The organism is Paenibacillus glycanilyticus, from assembly GCF_051200795.1.
Taxonomy (GTDB): Bacteria; Bacillota; Bacilli; order Paenibacillales; family Paenibacillaceae; genus Pristimantibacillus; species Pristimantibacillus glycanilyticus.
This window is the reverse complement of sequence record NZ_CP195155.1, coordinates 173,910-192,792: the sequence shown is the minus strand read 5'-3', so window position 1 is coordinate 192,792 and position 18,883 is coordinate 173,910. Positions and strand designations below refer to the sequence as shown.

The following is an 18,883-nucleotide window of genomic DNA, read 5'->3' as shown; positions in this document are numbered from 1 at the left end:
GGAATAGCGTGTGTATCTTACAGACCTTTGCTTGCCACGAATGCAGCGAGGTCAACTACACGGTTCGAGTAGCCCCACTCGTTGTCGTACCAGGAGATAACTTTAACCATGTTGCCTTCTACTACCATAGTCGACAGAGCGTCGATTGTGGAGGAAGCTGGGTCGCTGTTGTAGTCGCTGGATACCAGTGGCAGTTCGTTGTAGTTCAGAATGCCTTTAAGAGCGCCTTCGGAAGCTTCTTTCAGAGCTGCGTTAACTTCTTCAACCGTAACGTTAACTTTCAGTTCAGCAACCAGGTCAGTTACGGAAACGTTAGGCGTAGGAACGCGCATAGCCATGCCGTTCAGTTTGCCTTTCAGTTCAGGCAGAACCAGGGATACTGCTTTTGCAGCGCCTGTCGACGAAGGAATGATGTTCTCAGCAGCTGCGCGAGCACGACGCAGGTCTTTGTGAGGAACGTCCAGTACGGCTTGGTCGTTTGTGTACGAGTGAATAGTAGTCATCATACCTTTAACGATACCGAATTTGTCGTTCAATACTTTTGCGAATGGTGCAAGACAGTTCGTTGTGCAAGAAGCGTTGGAGATTACAGTGTGCGATGCAGCATCGTACTTGTCTTCGTTAACGCCCATAACGATTGTGATGTCTTCGTTAGTTGCTGGAGCGGAGATGATAACTTTTTTAGCGCCGCCTTTAAGGTGAAGCTCGGCTTTTTCTTTCGCTGTGAAGATACCAGTGGACTCAACAACGATTTCAGCGCCTACGGAGCCCCATGCCAGGTTCTCAGGGTTACGTTCAGCAAATACTTTGATTTCTTTGCCGTTAACGAGAATTGCGCCTTCTTTTGCTTCAACCGTAGCATCAAGAGTGCCATGAGTTGTGTCATATTTCAGCAGGTGTGCAAGTGTTTTAGTGTCAGTCAGGTCATTTACCGCTACTACCTCAACATTAGGGTTGTTCAGCGATGCGCGGAACACGTTACGACCGATACGACCAAATCCGTTAATACCAATTTTAACCATTTTAAATTCCTCCTAAGCTTTTAAATGACTATGGTATATATTTCAAAACGTTCTGCAGCAGAGCCTGCCGCAAATCGTTAAGATAACGATTGCTGCTGTTCATCGATGATCGCGGACATCTCGAGAGCCGCCGCTTCATCGGTAACAAGTACATCATTGTGCCCAAATTTCATAATGGCTGCTATGGCTTCGCCTTTGCTATGGCCGCCAGCCACTCCTATAACAACTTCAGTCTTCACAATATCCTCGAGTCGTAATCCTACCGTCTGCATTTTGTGAACAACCTCGCCGTTACGGTCGAAATAAAAACCGAAAGCTTCAGCCAATGCGCCATCCGCGGCCATCGCCTTCACCAGTTCAGGATTCAGCTTTCTGCGCCGGGCCATCACCATAGCGTCCCCGATCCCGTGTACGACGATTCGGGCACTCCGGACAACCTCGACTATATCGCGGATATTCGGTTCCTGCATCATGGATGCGTAGGCTTCGTCACCAAGATGATCCGGCACATGGAGCATCCGGTAATTGGCGCCAGTACGCTTTGCCATTGTGGATGCAATGGTATTGGCTTGATAATCGAGACTTTCGCCAAGTCCGCCTCTCGCCGGTACAAACCAGTTGTTCTTGAGTGGTGTCGTAGAAGTTAATTGGTTAGCTACCTGAGCGATCGTCGTTCCGCCGGTTACGGCCACGACATCGTTTGGCTCCATCACTTTGCGAAGCACCTGGCAGGCCGCTCTTCCAAGCTCCCGCTTCGACTGCTCCGACTCCTCGGAATCGCCTGCTACAACAATGACCTGCGATAATCCGAAGTGACTCCTGATCTTCTCTTCCAGATCGGACAAGCCGAATAACGTCTTGTAGAAGGGCTCCAATTGCTCAAGCAATTGCTTGCCCGCTTCACTGATCCGCATTCCCGCCGTATGAATCTCCAGCAGTCCCTGCGATTTCAGGAAATCTGTTTCCGCCCTCAGCACCCGTTCCGTCATCCCTAAGGAATTGGCGAGCGTCCTCCGGCCGATCAGATCGGACAACATCACTTGGCGCAATATCGAGTATCGCTTCTTCATCACGTCAAGCAAATCTGGGAGAAGCTGCTGCTGCAGCTCAATAATGTGACGCATCCTCTACTTTTCACTCCACCCGTCAATAGGCGTAATGGGCTTTCAGGGGATGGACGTTAAACGTCCCGCATACTCACTTTAAGTCCCACCTCTATTTTAGCTAAAAACAATTCACATGGCAAGTAAGCAATCGCCGATGAAAGCGTTTGTATTCACGATTTGCTCAAATTTATTTTTCTCATCTGTCTTGCTTTCTACAATACAATCGCGTATACTAAGTTTTGCTGTTGCTTTCTTATGCAAATATGCGCCCGTGGTCCAATGGATATGACGTAGGCCTCCGGAGCCTGAGATCTAGGTTCGATTCCTAGCGGGCGCGCCATTCAACTTTACCTTAACGCTATACATAAACAGGAACCGTCCTCGATGAGGACGGTTTTTTTGTTTTTCTCAAAAATTGAGTTTGACTATCTTTGACTTTTGTTTGATCATCCGCTAGAATGGGAATCAGTAATACCATCTTTGCTATTTTGAGGAGGGGACTTGGTTGGATATGAATTTCGTTCCTATGGTTATTGAACAGAGCAATCGCGGAGAACGCGCTTACGACATTTACTCCCGCCTTCTGAAGGATCGCATCATCTTCCTCGGGTCGGGCGTCAACGATGTGGTAGCCAACTCCATTATTGCTCAGATGCTGTTCCTTGCAGCAGAAGATCCTGAGAAAGATATTTCTCTCTACATTAACAGCCCTGGCGGATCCATTACGGCAGGCATGGCTATCTATGATACGATGCAATACATTAAACCCGATGTTTCGACAATTTGCGTCGGCATGGCGGCATCGATGGGCGCTTTCCTGCTCACGGCCGGTGCCATTGGCAAGCGTTATGCGCTCCCGAACAGCGAAGTGATGATTCATCAACCGCTTGGCGGCGCTGAAGGTCAAGCAAGCGATATCGAAATCCGCGCCCGCCGCATTATCAAAATGCGCGATAAGCTGAACGGCATCCTGGCTGAGCGTTCCGGACAACCTCTCGATCGCATCGAGAAGGATACCGACCGCGATTACTTCATGAGCGCGGAAGAAGCTCGTCAATACGGTCTGGTCGATAAAGTCATCGAGCGTATCTAACGCATAAATACAAAAAGCGGCTGAACATGGATTTCCATGAGCAGCCGCTTTTTTTGTCATTTTCTTAAAAATCAAAGAAAAAAGGACTATCCCATTGTCATTCAAAATGATGACTCGGGACACCCCTCTTTGTCGGTTCTTATTGGTTCTCCAGCTCTTCTTTGCTGACGAGCGCGACTAAAGCGTTTACAGCCTGTTCTGCATCCGAACCCTCTGCGCTGATATGAATCTCTGTGCCCGAGCTGATCGCAAGGCTCATGATACCCATAATGGATTTTGCGTTTACTTTCTTGTCGTCTTTCTCAACAAATACTTCGGAGGAAAATTTGTTCGCTTCTTGAACGAATAATGCGGCAGGTCTAGCGTGCAAACCTGTTTTAAGACGAACGACAACCGGTAGCCTTGTCATGGTAACCATACCCCCTATACTATAATAAGTCTGGCAATTTCGCTTCAGTGCTCAGCCTGACATGACTAATACCTTTAAAATGCAATGATACACCTTGCATAAGACTTTTTGTTCATATTATATCATTATACCATCTGATGCACTAGGTTAAAAGTTTAGCCGTTTCGGATTTTTTCCGCAAGTTCATCAATTTTCCGCAACCGGTGGTTAACGCCGGACTTGCTTACGGTCCCCTTCAGCATTTCCCCAACTTCCTTCAGGTTCATATCCGGATGCTGTAGCCTGATTTCGGCAACCTCTCTAAGCTTATCGGGAAGATTGTTTAATCCGATTTCCTTTTGCAGCAGCTTGATATTATCGATTTGTCTGACAGCCGCGCCAATCGTTTTGTTCAGGTTAGCCGTTTCGCAATTCACGATCCGGTTAACCGAGTTCCGCATGTCGCGCATAATGCGGACGTCCTCGAATTTGAACAATGCCTGATGGGCGCCAATAATGTTCAGCAGCTCGATAATTTTCTCGCCCTCTTTGATGTAGAACACAAAGCCTTTCTTCCGCTCGATACATCTTGCGTTTAGTCCAAACTTGTTGGCCAGCTCAACCAGCGCCTCGCAGTGCTCTTCGTACATCGACGAAATTTCAAGATGGTAGGAAGAGCCCTCCGGGTTGTTGACCGAGCCGCCGGCCAGGAACGCTCCGCGCAGATAAGATCGTTTGCAGCACGGCTTTTTGATGATTTCTTTATCAATACCCAAGTTAAACACAAAGCCTTCGGATACAATTCGCAGCTCACTTAGTATTTCCTGTACCTTCGTCGGAATTCTGACGATATATACATTATTTTTTTTGAGACGCATTTTCTTACGGACGAGCAGCTCCGTATGCACTTCAAAATGCTTTTTCACCAAGGAATAGATCCGGCGGGCAATTGCTGCGTTTTCAGTTGAGATGTCGAGGACGACTTTGCGGCTGGAGACGCTGACCGAGCCATTCATTCGAATGAGTGCGGACAATTCGGCACGTTCACAGCAGGTATCCGCCTCAACCATCGTCAGCTCTTTCTTCGTTTGGGCCGCAAATGACATCGCTTGTTCACCTCTTTCTTAACATCCAGTTTTCCACTAATTTATAAATATGATGACTTAGCCGCTCTGCGTCATGACGCAAAAACGTCCGGTACAGCACGAGACGATCGGATATAATCTCGTATCCCAACCGGTTTATTTCGTCTATATCCAGCTCTACCTGGGTAGAGCCCATTTCCGCATACTTTTCCGCCACCTCCGGAGAAATCTCCCCATCGTTGACCAGCACGTAATCGAAAAGCTTATGCCCGATATGGTCCTGCACGGCCTTGAGATGATCGCTGACCGAGTATCCATCCGTCTCGCCCGGCTGCGTCATCACGTTGCAGACAAACAGCTTTACAGCCGTTGATTCCACAATGGCCTTCGCTAGCTTAGGTACGAGCAGATTCGGAATAATACTCGTATACAAGCTCCCTGGACCAATCAGAATCGCATCGGCTTGTTCAATCGCTTCAATAGCCTCCGGAAGAGGCTCTACATTGTCGGGCTCTACGAATACCCGTTTAATCTTCTTACCAGCCTTCGGAATCATGGATTCCCCGACCACAACGGTACCGTCGGCCATCTCGGCCTTCAGCACGATAGCCCGGCCCGCGGCAGGAAGCACTCGTCCCCGCACGGCCAATACCTTGCTAAGCTCCCGTACGCCCGTAACGAAATCGCCTGCAATATCCGTCATCGCAGCCAGCATCAGATTACCCAGGCTATGCCCGGCTAATCCGGTGCCGCTGGAGAAACGGTATTGAAGCACTTCCGTCAATAAAGGCTCCGCATCCGCAAGCGCCATAATAACGTTGCGGATATCGCCCGGAGGCGGGATCTGCAGTTCGTTGCGCAGTACTCCCGAGCTTCCCCCGTCATCGGCGACCGTCACGATTGCCGTAATATCGAGAGGCTTCTCCTTAAGCCCCCGCAGCATCACCGACAAGCCGGTTCCGCCGCCTACCACAACAATTTTCGGCCGCCTTATAATTTTATGCCTATTCTGCATCCAATCACCCCGTCAATGCTTATCACGGTCAGCATCGCGGTGGCTGACGCGTACCCGTTCCGTATCGCTGCTGCCGAGCATGCGACCCAAATATTCTGCAATCGCAACCGAGCGGTGTTTGCCGCCCGTACACCCGATGCCGATAACGACCTGGCTCTTGCCTTCTTTGTGGTAAAGAGGGAGAAGAAACTGGAGCATATCGAGCAGCTTGGTCAGGAAGGCTTGCGTCTCCGGCCATTTCATCACATAATCGTACACTTCCGGGTTTTGCCCGGTATTAGGGCGCAAATGATCCACGTAATGCGGATTAGGCAAAAAGCGCACGTCATAAATCAAATCGGCGTCGATCGGAATGCCGTATTTGAACCCGAAGGAGGTCACATTCACCGAAAGGCTGTTATTCTCCAAGTTCGTAAACCGGGAAATGATACGCTCCTTGAGCTGTGCCGGCTTGATATTGCTTGTATCAATAACCTGCGAAGCCGAGCCCTTCAAATCCTCCAGCATTCTTCTCTCGTTGCGGATGCCTTCAAGCGGCATGCCCTCCGGAGCAAGCGGATGACGACGGCGGCTTTCCTTATAGCGCTGGACGAGCACCTCGTCCGTTGCGTCCAGGAACAAAATTTCGCAGCTGATCGTGAAATGCTCTTTGATAAAGCTTAAAGATTCCGATAAGGCGGTAAAAAATTCACGGCCCCTAAGGTCAATCACAAGGGCTACTTTGCCGATTTTGCCATTCGACTGCTCAATCAGCTCTGCGAATTTAGGGATAAGCACCGGCGGTAAATTATCAACGCAGAAAAAGCCCAAATCCTCAAGGCTCTGTACGGCAATCGTCTTGCCCGCGCCAGACATCCCTGTAATGATAACAAGCTTTGACATCGCTCCCGTTTCCATAGCTGTCCCCTCTCTCCCCATCGTAACGCTGTCCATACTCATTAGGAACGCAAGATAAGACCCGCCGCGCCTACAACGCCCGCGTTATTGCCAAGCGTAGCCGCAACGATCTTCACGCCTTCTTGTGCTTCCTTCTGGGTATATTTCTGGAATACCTCGCGAATTTGGTCGAACAGGAAGTCGCCTGCTTTCGACACGCCGCCGCCGATAATAAAGCACTCCGGATTCAATACGACAGCCATCAATGCCATCGATTTGCCAAGGTAGTACGCAGCGCGGCTAACGATACGCGAAGCAACCTCGTCGCCTGCTTTCGCGGCGTCGATAACGTCTTTCGCCATAATGTCTTCTACTGTCGACAAGACGGTACGGTCTCCGCGCTCAACAGCGTCCTTCGCCATGCGGATAATACCCGTAGCGGAGGATACCGACTCGAGGCAGCCCATTTTGCCGCAGCCGCATTGAATCGCTTCCAGATCGGGAACAATCGCGATATGACCCAGCTCGCCGGCCATGCCCGCAAAGCCCTCTACGATTTTGCCGCCGATAATAATACCGCCGCCTACGCCGGTACCCAGTGTATAGCAGACGCAGTTATCGATGCCTTTGCCCGCTCCAGCCCATGCTTCGCCAAGCGCGGCAACGTTTGCGTCATTATTAACGAGGACTTTAACTTGAAGCTCCTTCTCGAGATATTCCTTCAAATGAACATTCTCAATCTTCAAGTTGCCCGAAAATTTCACAATACCGTTCGGAATATCAAGGAAGCCGGCGATCCCTACGCCAACGCCTGCAACTTGCTCCCATTCGAACGGCGATTCGGTCACGATGTTCCGCGCATACTGCGCAATATTATGAAGGATGGTGTCCGTACCTTTACTCGTTTCCGTCGGCCCTTCGTAAGTGTGGAGCAATTCTCCCTCCACGTTACAAATCCCAACTTTAATAGCGGTGCCGCCGACATCGACTCCAACGTAAATCTTCTCAGACATTACTAGTCCACCTCATTAATATGTTATCTACTCTTTAACCAACTATAAGCCAATGCCCTATTCCGGTCAAGATAATCGCCGCCCCAGTGTTTCCCTTGAGCTATAAGAAGCTGGCAGGAAAAAGCCCTCTCCGGGAGAGGAAAGGGCCGACTTTATCTCGTTTATTAATGTGAGCCGACGTTCTCGAGGAACCGTTCGCAATCAAGCGCCGCCATGCAGCCGCTGCCTGCCGCCGTAATCGCTTGGCGGTATTTGTTGTCCTGTACGTCTCCGCAAGCGAATACGCCCGGCACGTTGGTCTCCGAGCTGCCTGGCTTCACTTTAATGTAGCCATGCTCGTCGGTGTCGATCTGGCCGTTCAGGAACTTCGTGTTAGGCGTATGGCCAATCGCGATAAATACACCGTCCGTCTGGATCGTTTCGTCTTCGCCCGTTGCATTGTTGCGGACTTTAAGGCCGGTAACGCCCATGCCGTTCGCTTCTACCTCCAGCGGCGTACGGTTCAGGCTCCAGCTGATTTTCTCGTTCTCGCGTGCGCGGTCCTGCATGATTTTTGAGGCGCGGAGCTCATCACGACGGTTCACGAGTTCAACATTCGTCGCAAATCGGGTAAGGAAGTTCGCTTCCTCCATGGCCGAATCGCCGCCGCCGATCACCACGATCTTTTTATTGCGGAAAAAGAAGCCGTCACAGGTTGCGCATGTGCTTATGCCGCGGCCGATATTATCCTTCTCGCCGGGAATACCCAGCCATCTAGCCGAGGCTCCGGTAGAAATAATGATCGTTTCGCCGACAAATTCGCCTTTGCCTTCTACCTGAAGCTTGAACGGACGCTCCGACATGTTGACGCTGTTCACCCATCCGGTCATGAACTCGGCGCCGAAACGTTCTGCCTGCTTGCGCATATTCGCCATCAGGTCGGGCCCCATAATTCCTTCCGGGAAGCCCGGGAAATTCTCGACCTCCGTCGTCGTTGTCAACTGGCCGCCCGGCTCCGGTCCTTCGATGACAAGAGGCTTCATGTTTGCGCGCGCCAAATAAATCGCTGCCGTGAGGCCGGCTGGGCCGGTGCCTATAATAATGGATTTGTACATGATTGTCCTCCTAAAAGTGGCGATGGTTGCTGGTTGTCGCTCGTGATGCCGCTACGCGAAAATAACATCCTTCCAATCGCTGTTGTCCCCGAATTTCTTCATTTGAATAACCGCTTTAGCGGTTGAAATTCGGTGGACAAAGGCGAACGCTACGCTTCTCCAGTACGTTATTTCCGCTACGCTTACAGCGTGCGATCAAACAGACTACATCGCAGAGATTTTTAAGTCGTCCAACCAACGTGTGGTTGGAGAAGGAAAAGATTAGGGCAAACTTATATATCCTTATTATATATAAGTTTGCCCGGGAAAAACAAAACGCACTTAGGGAACCTTATCCTAAGTGCGTTGGTAATGGGCGGAATGCCCTATTCGAGATGGTCCAAGGAGAAAACCGAGCTGATCGATTTCATCTTTTCCTTGATCCCGCATACCTCGTCGATTTTTTTTGCGTTTTTGCTTACGGTTGCGATGGAGACGCCGTAACGCTCCGAGATTTCGGGATACGACGTTGTCCGCCGGTGCATTTTCGCCGTTAAATACTCAAGCGCCGCCGCCCAGCCTTCCGGCTTGGTCAGCTTTGGCACTTCTGGATACAGTCTGGACAGGAACTCTACCCACAGCGTCATCAGATCGTACTGCTGCACAAGGTCGAAACGTTTGTTCACGCGAGACATCGCCGCTTCCACGACCTCCTGCCACTTGTCTTCCCATACGGGCAGACGGGATGGAACCCGGTTCGGCTCAATGACCGTAGCTTTGCCTTCCAGTACGGCTTGAAGCGGTTCCTGTACGCCGATTGTGCGAAGCACAAACACGGCAATCCGCTTCAAATAATCATCTTCGTCCGCTTCGAGCAGGAATGCGCGAAGGACGTCCTTGACTTCATTGTCGGCAATCATGCCAAGCGCCTGAATGACCTGCAGCTTCGTATTCTGGTCTCCGTGACGGAGTGCCCAGAAGAACGAGGAGCGCACGAGCGGGTCGCGCTTTAAATGCTCGGGAAGTCCGTCCGAGGAATTTTCCCACAGCTTGAACTGCTCCTCGAACGGCAAATGATAGTGATAGCTTACCGATGCGTTCTGGTCGCCGGCTTTGATGAGAGCCAACTGCTCCATGTAATAACGCGGAATATCCGATTCCGGATCCAGCTTCGCCGCCTGCTTCCACAGGCGCTCCGCCTCCGCATAACGGCCGATATGGCATGCGGCTACAGCGGCGTAGTGATACAGGCAAGGGTCAAGGTTGAGCTCCGCATCCTTCAGTAGACGGGTAAAATGGCGGTACGCCGCTTCATGCTCTCCCAGAATGCCCATCGTAGTAGCCAGCTTGAAGACATGCTCCTGATGGAACGGCGCCGTTTTGCGCAGCAAATCAAGCAGAGGAGTAAGACTATCTTTATCTCCCGCATGCTGATAGAAGATCCCCAGATTGCAAAGGGCATGCAAATTCCCGGGCTCGAGCTCCAGCGCCTCCCGGATCGTAGCCATCGCTTTGTCGAACATGCCCATATAGTAATAGGCCAGCGCCAAATTATTGCGGGCTGCCAGAAACTCCGGCTGCTCCTCAATAATTTTCTCCAAGATACGGACCGCTTCCGTAAACTTGCCTTCTTCCAGAAGCTTGCGGGCCTGGTCGTGCTCGACCATTCCTTCGCGCGCTTTTATATTCGTCAACGGTGCAGGGCGCTCCAGCTCATAATGGAGAAGCTCCATCATTTCCTCGGCTTCGTCGAGGTATTGTCCGTCCGCGTCTTCCTCCAAATAATGAATAAGCGCGCCTTCCGCTGCTTCGTACATCTCCATGTTGGCATAGTTGTTGGCCATGTAGAAATGACATTCCGTCATGGTCGGATCCAGCTCATCGACAATCCATTTCAGAATCCGGTTGGATTCCTCATAATTGCCCATCTCCGACATGATGCCTGCCATGTTGCAATGATTAACCGGATTTTCCGGTTCATACTCCACGGCACGCCGGAAATATTTGAGTGCCTTGTCATAGTGGTAACGATCCAACGAGCGCACGGCCCGCTCGAAAAAGAACGTGGCGTCCCATTGTATCGGTATGATCTTGGCTGTCTGTTCTATGGCTTCACGTTTCTTCTCTTTCACCTGGCAAGGCACCTCCCGGAACTTGATTTTCTACGATTATACCATAGCAATGCCTATCCTAACACGAAAGAATATGTGGGAAAATCGCGAACGTAAGGAAAAACGCCCGCGATTTTCTTGTCATTGCCATATTCGATTAAACGCCGCCGTTTGTCTTGAAGAGGGTGCTGATCGAACCGCCTTCAATGATAATGCGGGTTGCTTCCGCAAGCAGCGGAGCGACCGACAATACCGTGAACTTATCCGGACGATTCTCTGGCAGAGAGATCGAATCCGTTACGATAATTTCTTTGATATGAGGATGATTCAAACGCTCAATGGCATTGCCCGAGAACAGCGGGTGAGTTGCGCATACATAGACTTCTTTGGCTCCGCGCTCCTTCAAGCTCTCTACAACGTTGACAATCGTGCTGCCCGTATCGATCAAGTCTTCGATAATGATAGCGGTTTGACCCTCTACGTCGCCGATTACGTGGGTAATCGAGGACTCATTATGCGCAGGGCGCTTCTTGATCATAATGGCAAACGATGTGTCCAGGTTATTCGCAAGCTTTTCAGCCGTGGATGCACGGCCAGCGTCCGGAGACACGACTACCGGATTTTCGATGTTCTTCGACTTCAGGTAATCGCTGAGCAGATCAAGAGCTGTCATGTGGTCTACCGGGATGTTGAAGAAGCCTTGGATAGCCGGCGCATGCAGGTCAATCGTGATGACACGGTTTGCACCAACCGTAGTAAGAACGTCTGCCACCATTTTCGCGGAGATCGGCTCCCGCGGTGCTGCTTTGCGCTCTTGGCGCGCATAGCCGTAGTACGGCATGATGATGTTGATCGTCTTCGCGGATGCCCGCTTCGCTGCGTCAATCATGACGAGCAGTTCGACAAAATGCTCGTTGATCGGATGCGAGAACGATTGAACGAGGAATACGTCGCAGTTACGAATCGTCTCTTCGTAGTGGACGTAGATCTCCCCGCTCTTGAAACGGGACATTTTGATGGCGCCGAGTGTCAATCCCAGATCACCGGCGATCTTTTGAGCCAACGCGGGATTGGACGAACCCGAAAAAATACGCAACTTGTCGCTAAACATGATACCCTCCTGAGCGTTTTAAACCAAATAATTTGACATGAAGTCCTAAACTTCGCCATAAGGCAAAGCCTTCGTCAATTGCAGGACGCTTTCATACCGCGCCATGCTTGTTCCATATCATTATACATCTAATTTACCATAATTCAAAAATCGACTAATACCAATTTTCGCCGTTCAAAGGTCGCCAGCTGAGAAAAACCGACATCTTTCAACACCGCACGCGCTTGATCTAAATATTGTCCCAGTCTTTCTGGCTGATGCGCATCCGACCCAATCGTGATTGGAATGCTCAATTGTTTGGCGTATTCGAGCATTCTGCGGCTCGGAAACATCTCTTCTACCGGCATCCGGAGACCCGATGCGTTAAGCTCGATTGCCATTCCGTGACGCTTCACCGCTTCAAGCGCGGCATTCTCCAGATGCGTAACGTCCTCCTCGGGCTTAAAGCCGAAGCGTTTGATGACATCGATATGTCCGATGTAGTCGTAAAAGCCCGTCGCCGCGGCTTTCGCCACCGCATCGTAATACTGCTCGTACACCTTCATCCGGTTCTTGCCTTCCCAGCCATGGGTCTGACGGAAATCGGTGATGTCCCATTCTCCCAAGAAATGCACCGACCCAATCACATAATCAAACGGATAAGCATGGATGATCGTTTCAATTTTTTCTTCCTGTCCTTCGATATAGTCGCCTTCAAGGCCGACGCGGACGTCAATCTGGCCTTTATACTTCTCCTTCAGGGCCAGACACTCTTCCACGTACCGAGGCAGCTCCTCCATCGGCATCGCCATTTCCGGGTAATACGTCGCCGGGTCCACATGGAGCAGCGGCATATGGTCAGAAAGACCGATCTGCGCAAGACCGATCTCTATCCCCTTCCGTACGTATTCCTCCAGCGAGCCGACAGCATGGCCGCAGCGGGCGTGATGGGTATGATAATCGATAAACATGGCATACCGGCCTTTCTCTTCAAAAATTATTTGCCCGCTTGTTCTCTTCTCATCGCATTGTTAGACGCGGGCTTGCCGTGGCGGCTTTGCAGCTCCGTCATAACGTCGTCAAGCGGCAAGCCGCGTTCCCGCAGCAGCACGAGCAGATGAAACAACAGGTCGCTTGCTTCGGATCGAAGCTCGTCGTTATCGCCGTTTTTGGCAGCGATAATCGCTTCGGTTGCTTCTTCCCCGACTTTTTTCAAAATTTTATCGAGACCCTTCTCGAACAAATACGTCGTATAAGCACCTTCAGGACGCTCCGCGTAACGCTGTGCGATGACGCCCTCGAGCTCGCCAAGAATGCCGAAGCGGTCATTGGAGGACGCCTTCGCAGCGTCGGCAGCCTTCTCAGCCCCGGCTACTTCAATCTCGTTGAAGAAGCAGGAGTATGAGCCGGTGTGGCAAGCTGGGCCCTTCTGATCGACGCGTACAAGCAGCGTATCCGCATCGCAGTCATACGACATCGAACGGATCTGCTGAGTATGGCCGCTGGTTGCGCCCTTGTTCCACAGCTCATTGCGGGAACGGCTCCAGAACCAGGTTACTCCCGATTCCGCCGACAGCTTCAGGGACTCCTTGTTCATATAGGCCAGCATCAGGACTTCCTTGCTCTGCGCGTCCTGCACGATAGCCGGAACAAGCCCGTCCTCGCTCCACTTGATAAGCTCTGCCAATTGTTCCGTCATCGCACTTCCACGCCTTTCTGCCTGAGATCATCCTTCACTTCGCGAATCGTCATTTCTTTGTAGTGGAAAATCGTCGCGGCAAGGCCCGCATCCGCATGGCCTTCCTCGAACACATCGGAGAAATGCTCGATCCGTCCCGCTCCGCCGGATGCAATGACCGGAATGCCGACCGAATCCGAAACCGCACGGGTCAGCTTCAGATCGAATCCGTCCTTCGTGCCGTCCGCATCCATGCTGGTCAGCAGAATCTCTCCGGCTCCAAGGCGTTCGATTTCAGTCGCCCACTCCAGCACTTTAATGCCCGTTTCCTTGCGGCCGCCATGCGTGAATACTTCCCACTCGCCCCAAGCTTCGTTGTACTTCGCGTCAATGGCTACGACAATGCATTGCGAGCCGAATTTGCGGGCACCGTCGCTGACTAGGGAAGGATTCAGAACCGCCGCCGTGTTGATCGCGATTTTGTCCGCGCCTGCGCGCAGGATCCGCTTCATATCGTCAACATGGGAGATCCCGCCGCCAACCGTAAACGGAATGGTGATCTCTCCGGCCGTCCGCTTTACGACCTCAATCATGGTGGCACGGCCTTCAACCGAAGCCGAAATATCGAGGAAAACCAGCTCGTCGGCGCCCTCCCGATCGTAAGTGGACGCAAGCTCAACCGGATCCCCCGCATCGCGCAGGTTCACGAAGTTGACTCCTTTGACAACCCTTCCGTCCTTCACGTCCAGACATGGAATAATACGTTTCGCCAGCATCTCGTGCATGCTCCCCTCTCGTTCTTGCTTTAAAAAAACCGATCTATTTTATCGCTGCGTTACCGGGCTTCCCGTTAAAGCAAGGAAGTTGCCTAGCAGCTTGATGCCAAGGTCACTGCTTTTCTCCGGATGGAATTGCATGCCGTGCACGTTGTCGCGACCGACAATAGCCGTTACCTGCTGATAGTAATCCGTTGTTGCGAGAAGGTCGCTGGCGACCTCCGGTTTCGCGTGGAAGGAGTGTACGAAGTACACATGGCCCTCCTCGAGCCCTTTGAACAGCGGGCTGTCGGACTGGAGGAAGCTCAGCTTGTTCCAGCCCATATGAGGCACCTTGTAATCGCCTTGGAAGCGGATGACCTTGCCCGGGAGCAGGTTCAAGCCCTCGTTTACGCCATGCTCCTCGCTCTGGCTGAACAAGAGCTGCATGCCGAGGCAGATGCCAAGCAGCGGCTTGCCGGAAGCCGCATAAGCCTTGGTCACTTCGTCCAGCTTCGTCTCGCGAAGATTTTCCATCGCGTCTCCAAACGCGCCAACGCCCGGGAGGATCGCTCCGTCCGCAGCCGCGATAACGGCTGGATCAGCCGTTACAACCGCTTCGTACCCAAGACGCTCCACAGCTTTGCTTACGCTGTGCAGATTGCCCATGCCGTAATCGATGATCGCGATCATGCTACAGCACTCCTTTCGTTGAAGGCACTCCTTGTACACGAGGATCGATGGTAGTTGCTTCGTCGATCGCGCGTCCCAGGGCTTTGAACACCGCTTCGATCATATGATGCGTGTTCTTGCCGTAGTGAACGATGACGTGCAGCGTGATACGCGCTTCCAGCGCAAGCTTCCACAGGAACTCGTGAACCAGCTCCGTCTCGAAGCTGCCCACTTGCGCCGAAGGATATTCCGCCCGGTATTCAAAGTGCGGACGGTTGCTGACGTCGATAATGACTTGAGCCAGCGCCTCATCCATCGGTACAAATACGCTCGCGTAACGCTTGATGCCGCGTTTGTCGCCCAGCGCTTCGCGCAGGGTTTGGCCGAGGCAGATGCCGATATCTTCTACCGTGTGGTGATCGTCGATATCGATGTCACCGCGCGCTTCAACGGTAAGGTCGAATTGGCCGTGCTTTGTAAACAAGTCAAGCATATGGTTCAGGAACGGAACGTTCGTCTCGAGTTTCGCTTCGCCGCTGCCGTCAACCGCAAAGCTCAGCTTAATGTCCGTTTCATTGGTTTTGCGTGCAACTTCCGCTTTCCGTATTGTATCCGTCACTTGCAATTCCTTCTTTCTATTATGAATGGTTATGACTGCTGCCTATTAATTGCCTTCCTGCTCCAAACGGATCTGAATGGCGCGGGCATGCGCCTCCAGCCCTTCATGACGCGCTAGCGTCATAATGCTGTTGCCGTTCTTCAGCAGCGCTTCCTTGCTGTAGTAGATAAGGCTCGACTTCTTCAGGAAATCGTCCACGTTCACCGGCGAGGAGAACCGCGCGGTTCCGTTCGTCGGGATGATATGGTTAGGTCCGGCAAAATAATCGCCAACCGGTTCCGAGCTGTAAGGTCCGAGGAAAATCGCGCCGGCATTCTCGATCAAGCCAAGGAGGCTCATCGGATCCGCCGTCAGCACTTCCAAGTGCTCCGGCGCCAGCTTGTTTACGACGTCGATGCCTGCTTGGATCGATTCCACGAGCAGAACAGCGCCATAGCTGTCGATGGATGCGCGCGCGATCGCTTCGCGCGGCAGGGTGGCAAGCTGACGTTCCACCTCGGCGGCTACCGCTTCCGCGAGCGTCTCCGAAGGCGTTACAAGGATTGCCGACGCCATCTCGTCATGCTCCGCCTGCGACAGCAGGTCGGCCGCGATATACGAGGCATTGGCGCCTTCGTCGGCCAGCACGACAATCTCGCTTGGGCCTGCAATGCTGTCGATGTCAACGGCGCCGAATACCGTCCGCTTCGCCAGCGCGACATAGATGTTACCCGGTCCGCAAATCTTATCGACCGGAGCAATCGTTGCCGTGCCGTAAGCGAGTGCGGCAATCGCTTGCGCGCCGCCGACCCGGTACATTTCCTTCACGCCCGCTTCCGCGGCGGCTACGAGAATATACGGGTCGATTCCTTCCTTGCCGCCGGTTGCAGGCGGTGTCACCATTACAATTTCCGGCACGCCGGCTACTTGCGCCGGAATAACGTTCATCAGCACGGACGACGGGTACGCCGCCTTGCCGCCGGGCACGTATACGCCGACCCGCTTCAGCGGCCGGAGAATTTGCCCGAGCATCGTACCGTCCGGCTGCAGATCCATCCACGAGTTACGCATCTGCTTCTCGTGGAATACGCGAATGTTCACGGCTGCCTCGCGGATCGCCGTGAGGAACGCGGCGTCCACTTTCCCGTACGCCGCACTGATCTCTTCCTGCGTCACGCGAAGCGACGACGCGTCAATCCGGACGCGGTCCAGCTGCTCCGTATAACGCAGCAGCGCCGCGTCCCCCTCCTCCTTGATCGCTTCGACGATCTGACGGACCGTTTCATTTTGCTCCGGCGTTCCGTACTCCACCTCGCGCTGCAGCCCAAACTGCTCCGCCTTCATTATCCGCATAAGCTATCGTCCCCTTCCTCACCTTTATCCCATATGTCCAGCGTGTTAGACCTTAGCCGCAATCGTATCCTGCAGGCGGTCGCACAAGCTTTGAATCGCTTCGTTCTTCATCCGGTAGCTGACGCGGTTCGCGATCAGACGGCTTGTAATCGGGAAGATTGGCTCCATCTCGACCAGTCCGTTCTCGCGCAGCGTCTGACCCGTTTCCACCATGTCGACGATACGGTCAGCCAGACCGATAAGCGGTGCCAGCTCGATCGAGCCGTTCAGCTTAATGACTTCCACTTGTTGACCCAGCTCGCGGAAGTATTGCGACGCTACATTTGGATACTTCGTTGCAACCCGCGGGTTAATAACCGGCTTCCAATCCGCTAATCCGATAACGGACATGCGGCATTTCGCGATTCCCAGATCCAGGAGCTCGTAGACATCCTTATTTTCTTCCATAAGTACGTCCTTGCCTACAATCCCGATATCGGCCACGCCGTACTCCACGTAAGTCGGTACGTCAACCGGCTTTGCCATAATAAACTCCATGCCCACTTCGGGAAGCTCGATAATCAGCTTGCGCGTATCGTCGAAGTCGCTTGGGATCGGCAGACCCGCTTCGCGGAACAGCTTCGAAGCCTGCTTATAGATGCGGCCCTTTGGCATCGCAACCTTTAGAATGTCTTTTTTCGCCTCACTCATCGCTTGCTGCCTCCTGTCGCCTTTTCCACGCCGCCGATGAACGGCAGTCCCTTCGTATAGGCTACGCCTTTATAAGTAAACGAGCCTTCGCCAAGCTCTTTCCAATCCTCTTCCGTCATACGCTCCGTAATAACGGCTGTACCTTGCTCGCGAAGCTGCTGTGCCGATGCCAGTGCAGCCGCACGGCCTTCGCCGTCATAACCGATCAGGACGCGCGTAGTGCCCGCTGTGTCCTCTTCCGCGCCTACCAGCTCCAGAATACGCGTAGTCTTCAGCGCGAAGCCCGTAGCCGGTGCCGGACGTCCGAATTGGCTGAGCAGATTGTCATAGCGTCCGCCGCTTGCTACCGGGAAGCCAAGATCCGCCGCATAACCCTCAAACGTCATGCCGGTATAATAGGAGAAATCGCCAATCATCGTCAGGTCGATCAGTACATGCTCGCATACGCCGTATGCCTTGAGCACATCCCAAATCTCGCAGAGATGGCGGATCGACTCCTGGGCAGTCGCGTCAGCGCTTAGCTGTAGCGCTTGCTCGCAGATCTCCTGGCCGCCGCGCAGACGAAGAATTCCTTCCAGCTCGCGTTGAACCGGCTCTTCCAGCTTAAGACCGCGAAGGCTTTCCCGGTAACCGACGTAATCGCGGTTCAAAAGACAAGATTTCAGCTGCTCTTGCGCTTCCACGCGTCCCGCCAGCGTCTCCTCGAACAAGCCGTTCAGGAAGCCGACATGGCCAATCGCGATTTTGAACCGGTCAACGCCTGCCGCCTTAAGCGAAGCGATAGCCAATGCCACCACTTCCGCATCGGCTTCCGCGGACGCATCGCCAACGAGCTCTACCCCCGTCTGGAAGAACTCCGCCTCGCGCCCCGACTCCTCTTCGATCGAGCGGAATACGTTGCCGTGATAGGACAAACGAAGGGGGAACTGCGATTCCTTCAACAGCGAGGATACAACGCGCGCAATCGGAGCTGTCATATCCGAACGCAGCACGAGTGTCGTACCCCGATTATTGAGCAGCTTGAACAGCTTCTGGTCCGATGTCGAGCTCGCGACGCCTACCGTGTCGTAGTATTCCATTGTTGGTGTAATAATTTGTTCGTAGCCCCAGCCTTTCATGCAGGCCAGCACATCGCGTTCAATATGGCGGAGCTTCGCTACCGCGCCGGGGAGATAATCTTTTACGCCAATTGGCTTCTCAAAAACTTTAGGTTTGGACATCTCTACTCACCTTCAAATACTTTAGTATATTAAAGCGCTACCATG

The 18,883-nt window shown here is 52.6% G+C and carries 19 protein-coding genes and 1 tRNA gene; 2 read left to right on the top strand and 18 right to left on the bottom strand.

Annotated elements, in window-relative coordinates; genetic code table 11:
• Window positions 1–17: 17 nt before the first annotated feature.
• Together gap and ACR9FF_RS00995 are read right to left on the bottom strand one after the other, a co-directional pair.
• Window positions 18–1,022 carry a type I glyceraldehyde-3-phosphate dehydrogenase gene (gene gap / locus ACR9FF_RS01000; protein WP_127498591.1) on the bottom strand — a complete coding sequence of 335 codons (1,005 nt, stop codon included), beginning with the start codon at window positions 1,020–1,022 and terminating at the stop codon, window positions 18–20.
• 77 nt (window positions 1,023–1,099) lie between these two features.
• Complete coding sequence (locus tag ACR9FF_RS00995; protein ID WP_116394252.1) at window positions 1,100–2,146, bottom strand: sugar-binding transcriptional regulator; 1,047 nt, start codon at window positions 2,144–2,146, stop codon at window positions 1,100–1,102.
• 247 nt (window positions 2,147–2,393) lie between these two features.
• On the opposite strand from ACR9FF_RS00995, the gene ACR9FF_RS00990 reads away from it, so the two are divergent.
• A tRNA-Arg gene (locus ACR9FF_RS00990) sits at window positions 2,394–2,468 on the top strand.
• A 171-nt stretch (window positions 2,469–2,639) separates the two neighbouring features.
• Window positions 2,640–3,221: an ATP-dependent Clp endopeptidase proteolytic subunit ClpP gene (clpP, locus tag ACR9FF_RS00985; protein WP_174806616.1), complete on the top strand. Its 582-nt coding sequence runs from the start codon at window positions 2,640–2,642 to the stop codon at window positions 3,219–3,221.
• Between the two features lie 139 nt (window positions 3,222–3,360).
• Here clpP and ACR9FF_RS00980 read toward each other — a convergent pair whose 3' ends face one another.
• The 16 genes from ACR9FF_RS00980 to ACR9FF_RS00905 form a co-directional block, all read right to left on the bottom strand.
• Window positions 3,361–3,630, bottom strand: coding sequence for an HPr family phosphocarrier protein (locus ACR9FF_RS00980; RefSeq protein WP_012772176.1), 270 nt, complete (start codon window positions 3,628–3,630; stop codon window positions 3,361–3,363).
• A 155-nt stretch (window positions 3,631–3,785) separates the two neighbouring features.
• The gene (whiA, locus tag ACR9FF_RS00975) at window positions 3,786–4,715 is read right to left on the bottom strand and encodes a DNA-binding protein WhiA (protein ID WP_116394254.1); all 930 of its coding nucleotides are present in this window, start codon (window positions 4,713–4,715) and stop codon (window positions 3,786–3,788) included.
• 7 nt (window positions 4,716–4,722) lie between these two features.
• Complete coding sequence (locus ACR9FF_RS00970; RefSeq protein WP_435168288.1) at window positions 4,723–5,709, bottom strand: gluconeogenesis factor YvcK family protein; 987 nt, start codon at window positions 5,707–5,709, stop codon at window positions 4,723–4,725.
• A 12-nt stretch (window positions 5,710–5,721) separates the two neighbouring features.
• On the bottom strand, window positions 5,722–6,606 hold the full coding sequence (gene rapZ, locus ACR9FF_RS00965) for an RNase adapter RapZ (RefSeq protein WP_085982376.1): 885 nt from the start codon (window positions 6,604–6,606) through the stop codon (window positions 5,722–5,724).
• Window positions 6,607–6,647: 41 nt separating this feature from the next.
• The gene (locus tag ACR9FF_RS00960; protein ID WP_116394256.1) at window positions 6,648–7,598 is read right to left on the bottom strand and encodes an ROK family glucokinase; all 951 of its coding nucleotides are present in this window, start codon (window positions 7,596–7,598) and stop codon (window positions 6,648–6,650) included.
• A gap of 164 nt (window positions 7,599–7,762) precedes the next feature.
• Window positions 7,763–8,692, bottom strand: coding sequence for a thioredoxin-disulfide reductase (gene trxB / locus ACR9FF_RS00955; protein ID WP_435168285.1), 930 nt, complete (start codon window positions 8,690–8,692; stop codon window positions 7,763–7,765).
• A gap of 365 nt (window positions 8,693–9,057) precedes the next feature.
• Window positions 9,058–10,803 (bottom strand): tetratricopeptide repeat protein, encoded by a 1,746-nt coding sequence (locus ACR9FF_RS00950; RefSeq protein ID WP_205411932.1) that lies wholly within the window; start codon window positions 10,801–10,803, stop codon window positions 9,058–9,060.
• A gap of 136 nt (window positions 10,804–10,939) precedes the next feature.
• Window positions 10,940–11,893, bottom strand: a complete 954-nt coding sequence (locus tag ACR9FF_RS00945; protein ID WP_116394259.1) for a ribose-phosphate diphosphokinase — start codon at window positions 11,891–11,893, stop codon at window positions 10,940–10,942.
• A 143-nt stretch (window positions 11,894–12,036) separates the two neighbouring features.
• Window positions 12,037–12,843 (bottom strand): histidinol-phosphatase HisJ, encoded by an 807-nt coding sequence (gene hisJ / locus ACR9FF_RS00940; RefSeq protein WP_127498599.1) that lies wholly within the window; start codon window positions 12,841–12,843, stop codon window positions 12,037–12,039.
• Window positions 12,844–12,869: 26 nt separating this feature from the next.
• Complete coding sequence (gene hisIE, locus ACR9FF_RS00935) at window positions 12,870–13,571, bottom strand: bifunctional phosphoribosyl-AMP cyclohydrolase/phosphoribosyl-ATP diphosphatase HisIE (RefSeq protein WP_435168281.1); 702 nt, start codon at window positions 13,569–13,571, stop codon at window positions 12,870–12,872.
• Window positions 13,568–14,326 (bottom strand): imidazole glycerol phosphate synthase subunit HisF, encoded by a 759-nt coding sequence (hisF, locus tag ACR9FF_RS00930; protein ID WP_435168279.1) that lies wholly within the window; start codon window positions 14,324–14,326, stop codon window positions 13,568–13,570. The genes hisIE and hisF overlap by 4 nt, the downstream gene beginning before the upstream one ends.
• A gap of 48 nt (window positions 14,327–14,374) precedes the next feature.
• Window positions 14,375–14,998: an imidazole glycerol phosphate synthase subunit HisH gene (gene hisH / locus ACR9FF_RS00925; RefSeq protein WP_116394263.1), complete on the bottom strand. Its 624-nt coding sequence runs from the start codon at window positions 14,996–14,998 to the stop codon at window positions 14,375–14,377.
• A 1-nt stretch (window position 14,999) separates the two neighbouring features.
• Window positions 15,000–15,596 (bottom strand): imidazoleglycerol-phosphate dehydratase HisB, encoded by a 597-nt coding sequence (hisB, locus tag ACR9FF_RS00920; protein WP_435168277.1) that lies wholly within the window; start codon window positions 15,594–15,596, stop codon window positions 15,000–15,002.
• A gap of 45 nt (window positions 15,597–15,641) precedes the next feature.
• Window positions 15,642–16,928, bottom strand: coding sequence for a histidinol dehydrogenase (hisD, locus tag ACR9FF_RS00915; protein WP_435168275.1), 1,287 nt, complete (start codon window positions 16,926–16,928; stop codon window positions 15,642–15,644).
• Between the two features lie 45 nt (window positions 16,929–16,973).
• Window positions 16,974–17,618 carry an ATP phosphoribosyltransferase gene (gene hisG / locus ACR9FF_RS00910; protein ID WP_012772162.1) on the bottom strand — a complete coding sequence of 215 codons (645 nt, stop codon included), beginning with the start codon at window positions 17,616–17,618 and terminating at the stop codon, window positions 16,974–16,976.
• Window positions 17,615–18,838: an ATP phosphoribosyltransferase regulatory subunit gene (locus ACR9FF_RS00905; protein ID WP_127498612.1), complete on the bottom strand. Its 1,224-nt coding sequence runs from the start codon at window positions 18,836–18,838 to the stop codon at window positions 17,615–17,617. Before ACR9FF_RS00905 ends, hisG begins: the two co-directional genes overlap by 4 nt.
• Between the last annotated feature and the right edge of the window lie 45 nt (window positions 18,839–18,883).

What these genes read in the sequence shown, in the direction of transcription:
- hisG (WP_012772162.1), bottom strand. Translation starts at nt 17,618, where the DNA reads ATGAGTGAGGCGAAAAAAGACATTCTAAAGGTTGCGATGCCAAAGGGC.
- hisH (WP_116394263.1), bottom strand. Translation starts at nt 14,998, where the DNA reads ATGATCGCGATCATCGATTACGGCATGGGCAATCTGCACAGCGTAAGC.
- ACR9FF_RS00960 (WP_116394256.1), bottom strand. Translation starts at nt 7,598, where the DNA reads ATGTCTGAGAAGATTTACGTTGGAGTCGATGTCGGCGGCACCGCTATT.
- gap (WP_127498591.1), bottom strand. Translation starts at nt 1,022, where the DNA reads ATGGTTAAAATTGGTATTAACGGATTTGGTCGTATCGGTCGTAACGTG.
- ACR9FF_RS00995 (WP_116394252.1), bottom strand. Translation starts at nt 2,146, where the DNA reads ATGCGTCACATTATTGAGCTGCAGCAGCAGCTTCTCCCAGATTTGCTT.
- hisIE (WP_435168281.1), bottom strand. Translation starts at nt 13,571, where the DNA reads ATGACGGAACAATTGGCAGAGCTTATCAAGTGGAGCGAGGACGGGCTT.
- clpP (WP_174806616.1), top strand. Translation starts at nt 2,640, where the DNA reads ATGAATTTCGTTCCTATGGTTATTGAACAGAGCAATCGCGGAGAACGC.
- hisF (WP_435168279.1), bottom strand. Translation starts at nt 14,326, where the DNA reads ATGCTGGCGAAACGTATTATTCCATGTCTGGACGTGAAGGACGGAAGG.
- ACR9FF_RS00905 (WP_127498612.1), bottom strand. Translation starts at nt 18,838, where the DNA reads ATGTCCAAACCTAAAGTTTTTGAGAAGCCAATTGGCGTAAAAGATTAT.
- trxB (WP_435168285.1), bottom strand. Translation starts at nt 8,692, where the DNA reads ATGTACAAATCCATTATTATAGGCACCGGCCCAGCCGGCCTCACGGCA.
- hisJ (WP_127498599.1), bottom strand. Translation starts at nt 12,843, where the DNA reads ATGTTTATCGATTATCATACCCATCACGCCCGCTGCGGCCATGCTGTC.
- whiA (WP_116394254.1), bottom strand. Translation starts at nt 4,715, where the DNA reads ATGTCATTTGCGGCCCAAACGAAGAAAGAGCTGACGATGGTTGAGGCG.
- ACR9FF_RS00980 (WP_012772176.1), bottom strand. Translation starts at nt 3,630, where the DNA reads ATGACAAGGCTACCGGTTGTCGTTCGTCTTAAAACAGGTTTGCACGCT.
- hisD (WP_435168275.1), bottom strand. Translation starts at nt 16,928, where the DNA reads ATGCGGATAATGAAGGCGGAGCAGTTTGGGCTGCAGCGCGAGGTGGAG.
- ACR9FF_RS00945 (WP_116394259.1), bottom strand. Translation starts at nt 11,893, where the DNA reads ATGTTTAGCGACAAGTTGCGTATTTTTTCGGGTTCGTCCAATCCCGCG.
- ACR9FF_RS00970 (WP_435168288.1), bottom strand. Translation starts at nt 5,709, where the DNA reads ATGCAGAATAGGCATAAAATTATAAGGCGGCCGAAAATTGTTGTGGTA.
- rapZ (WP_085982376.1), bottom strand. Translation starts at nt 6,606, where the DNA reads ATGGAAACGGGAGCGATGTCAAAGCTTGTTATCATTACAGGGATGTCT.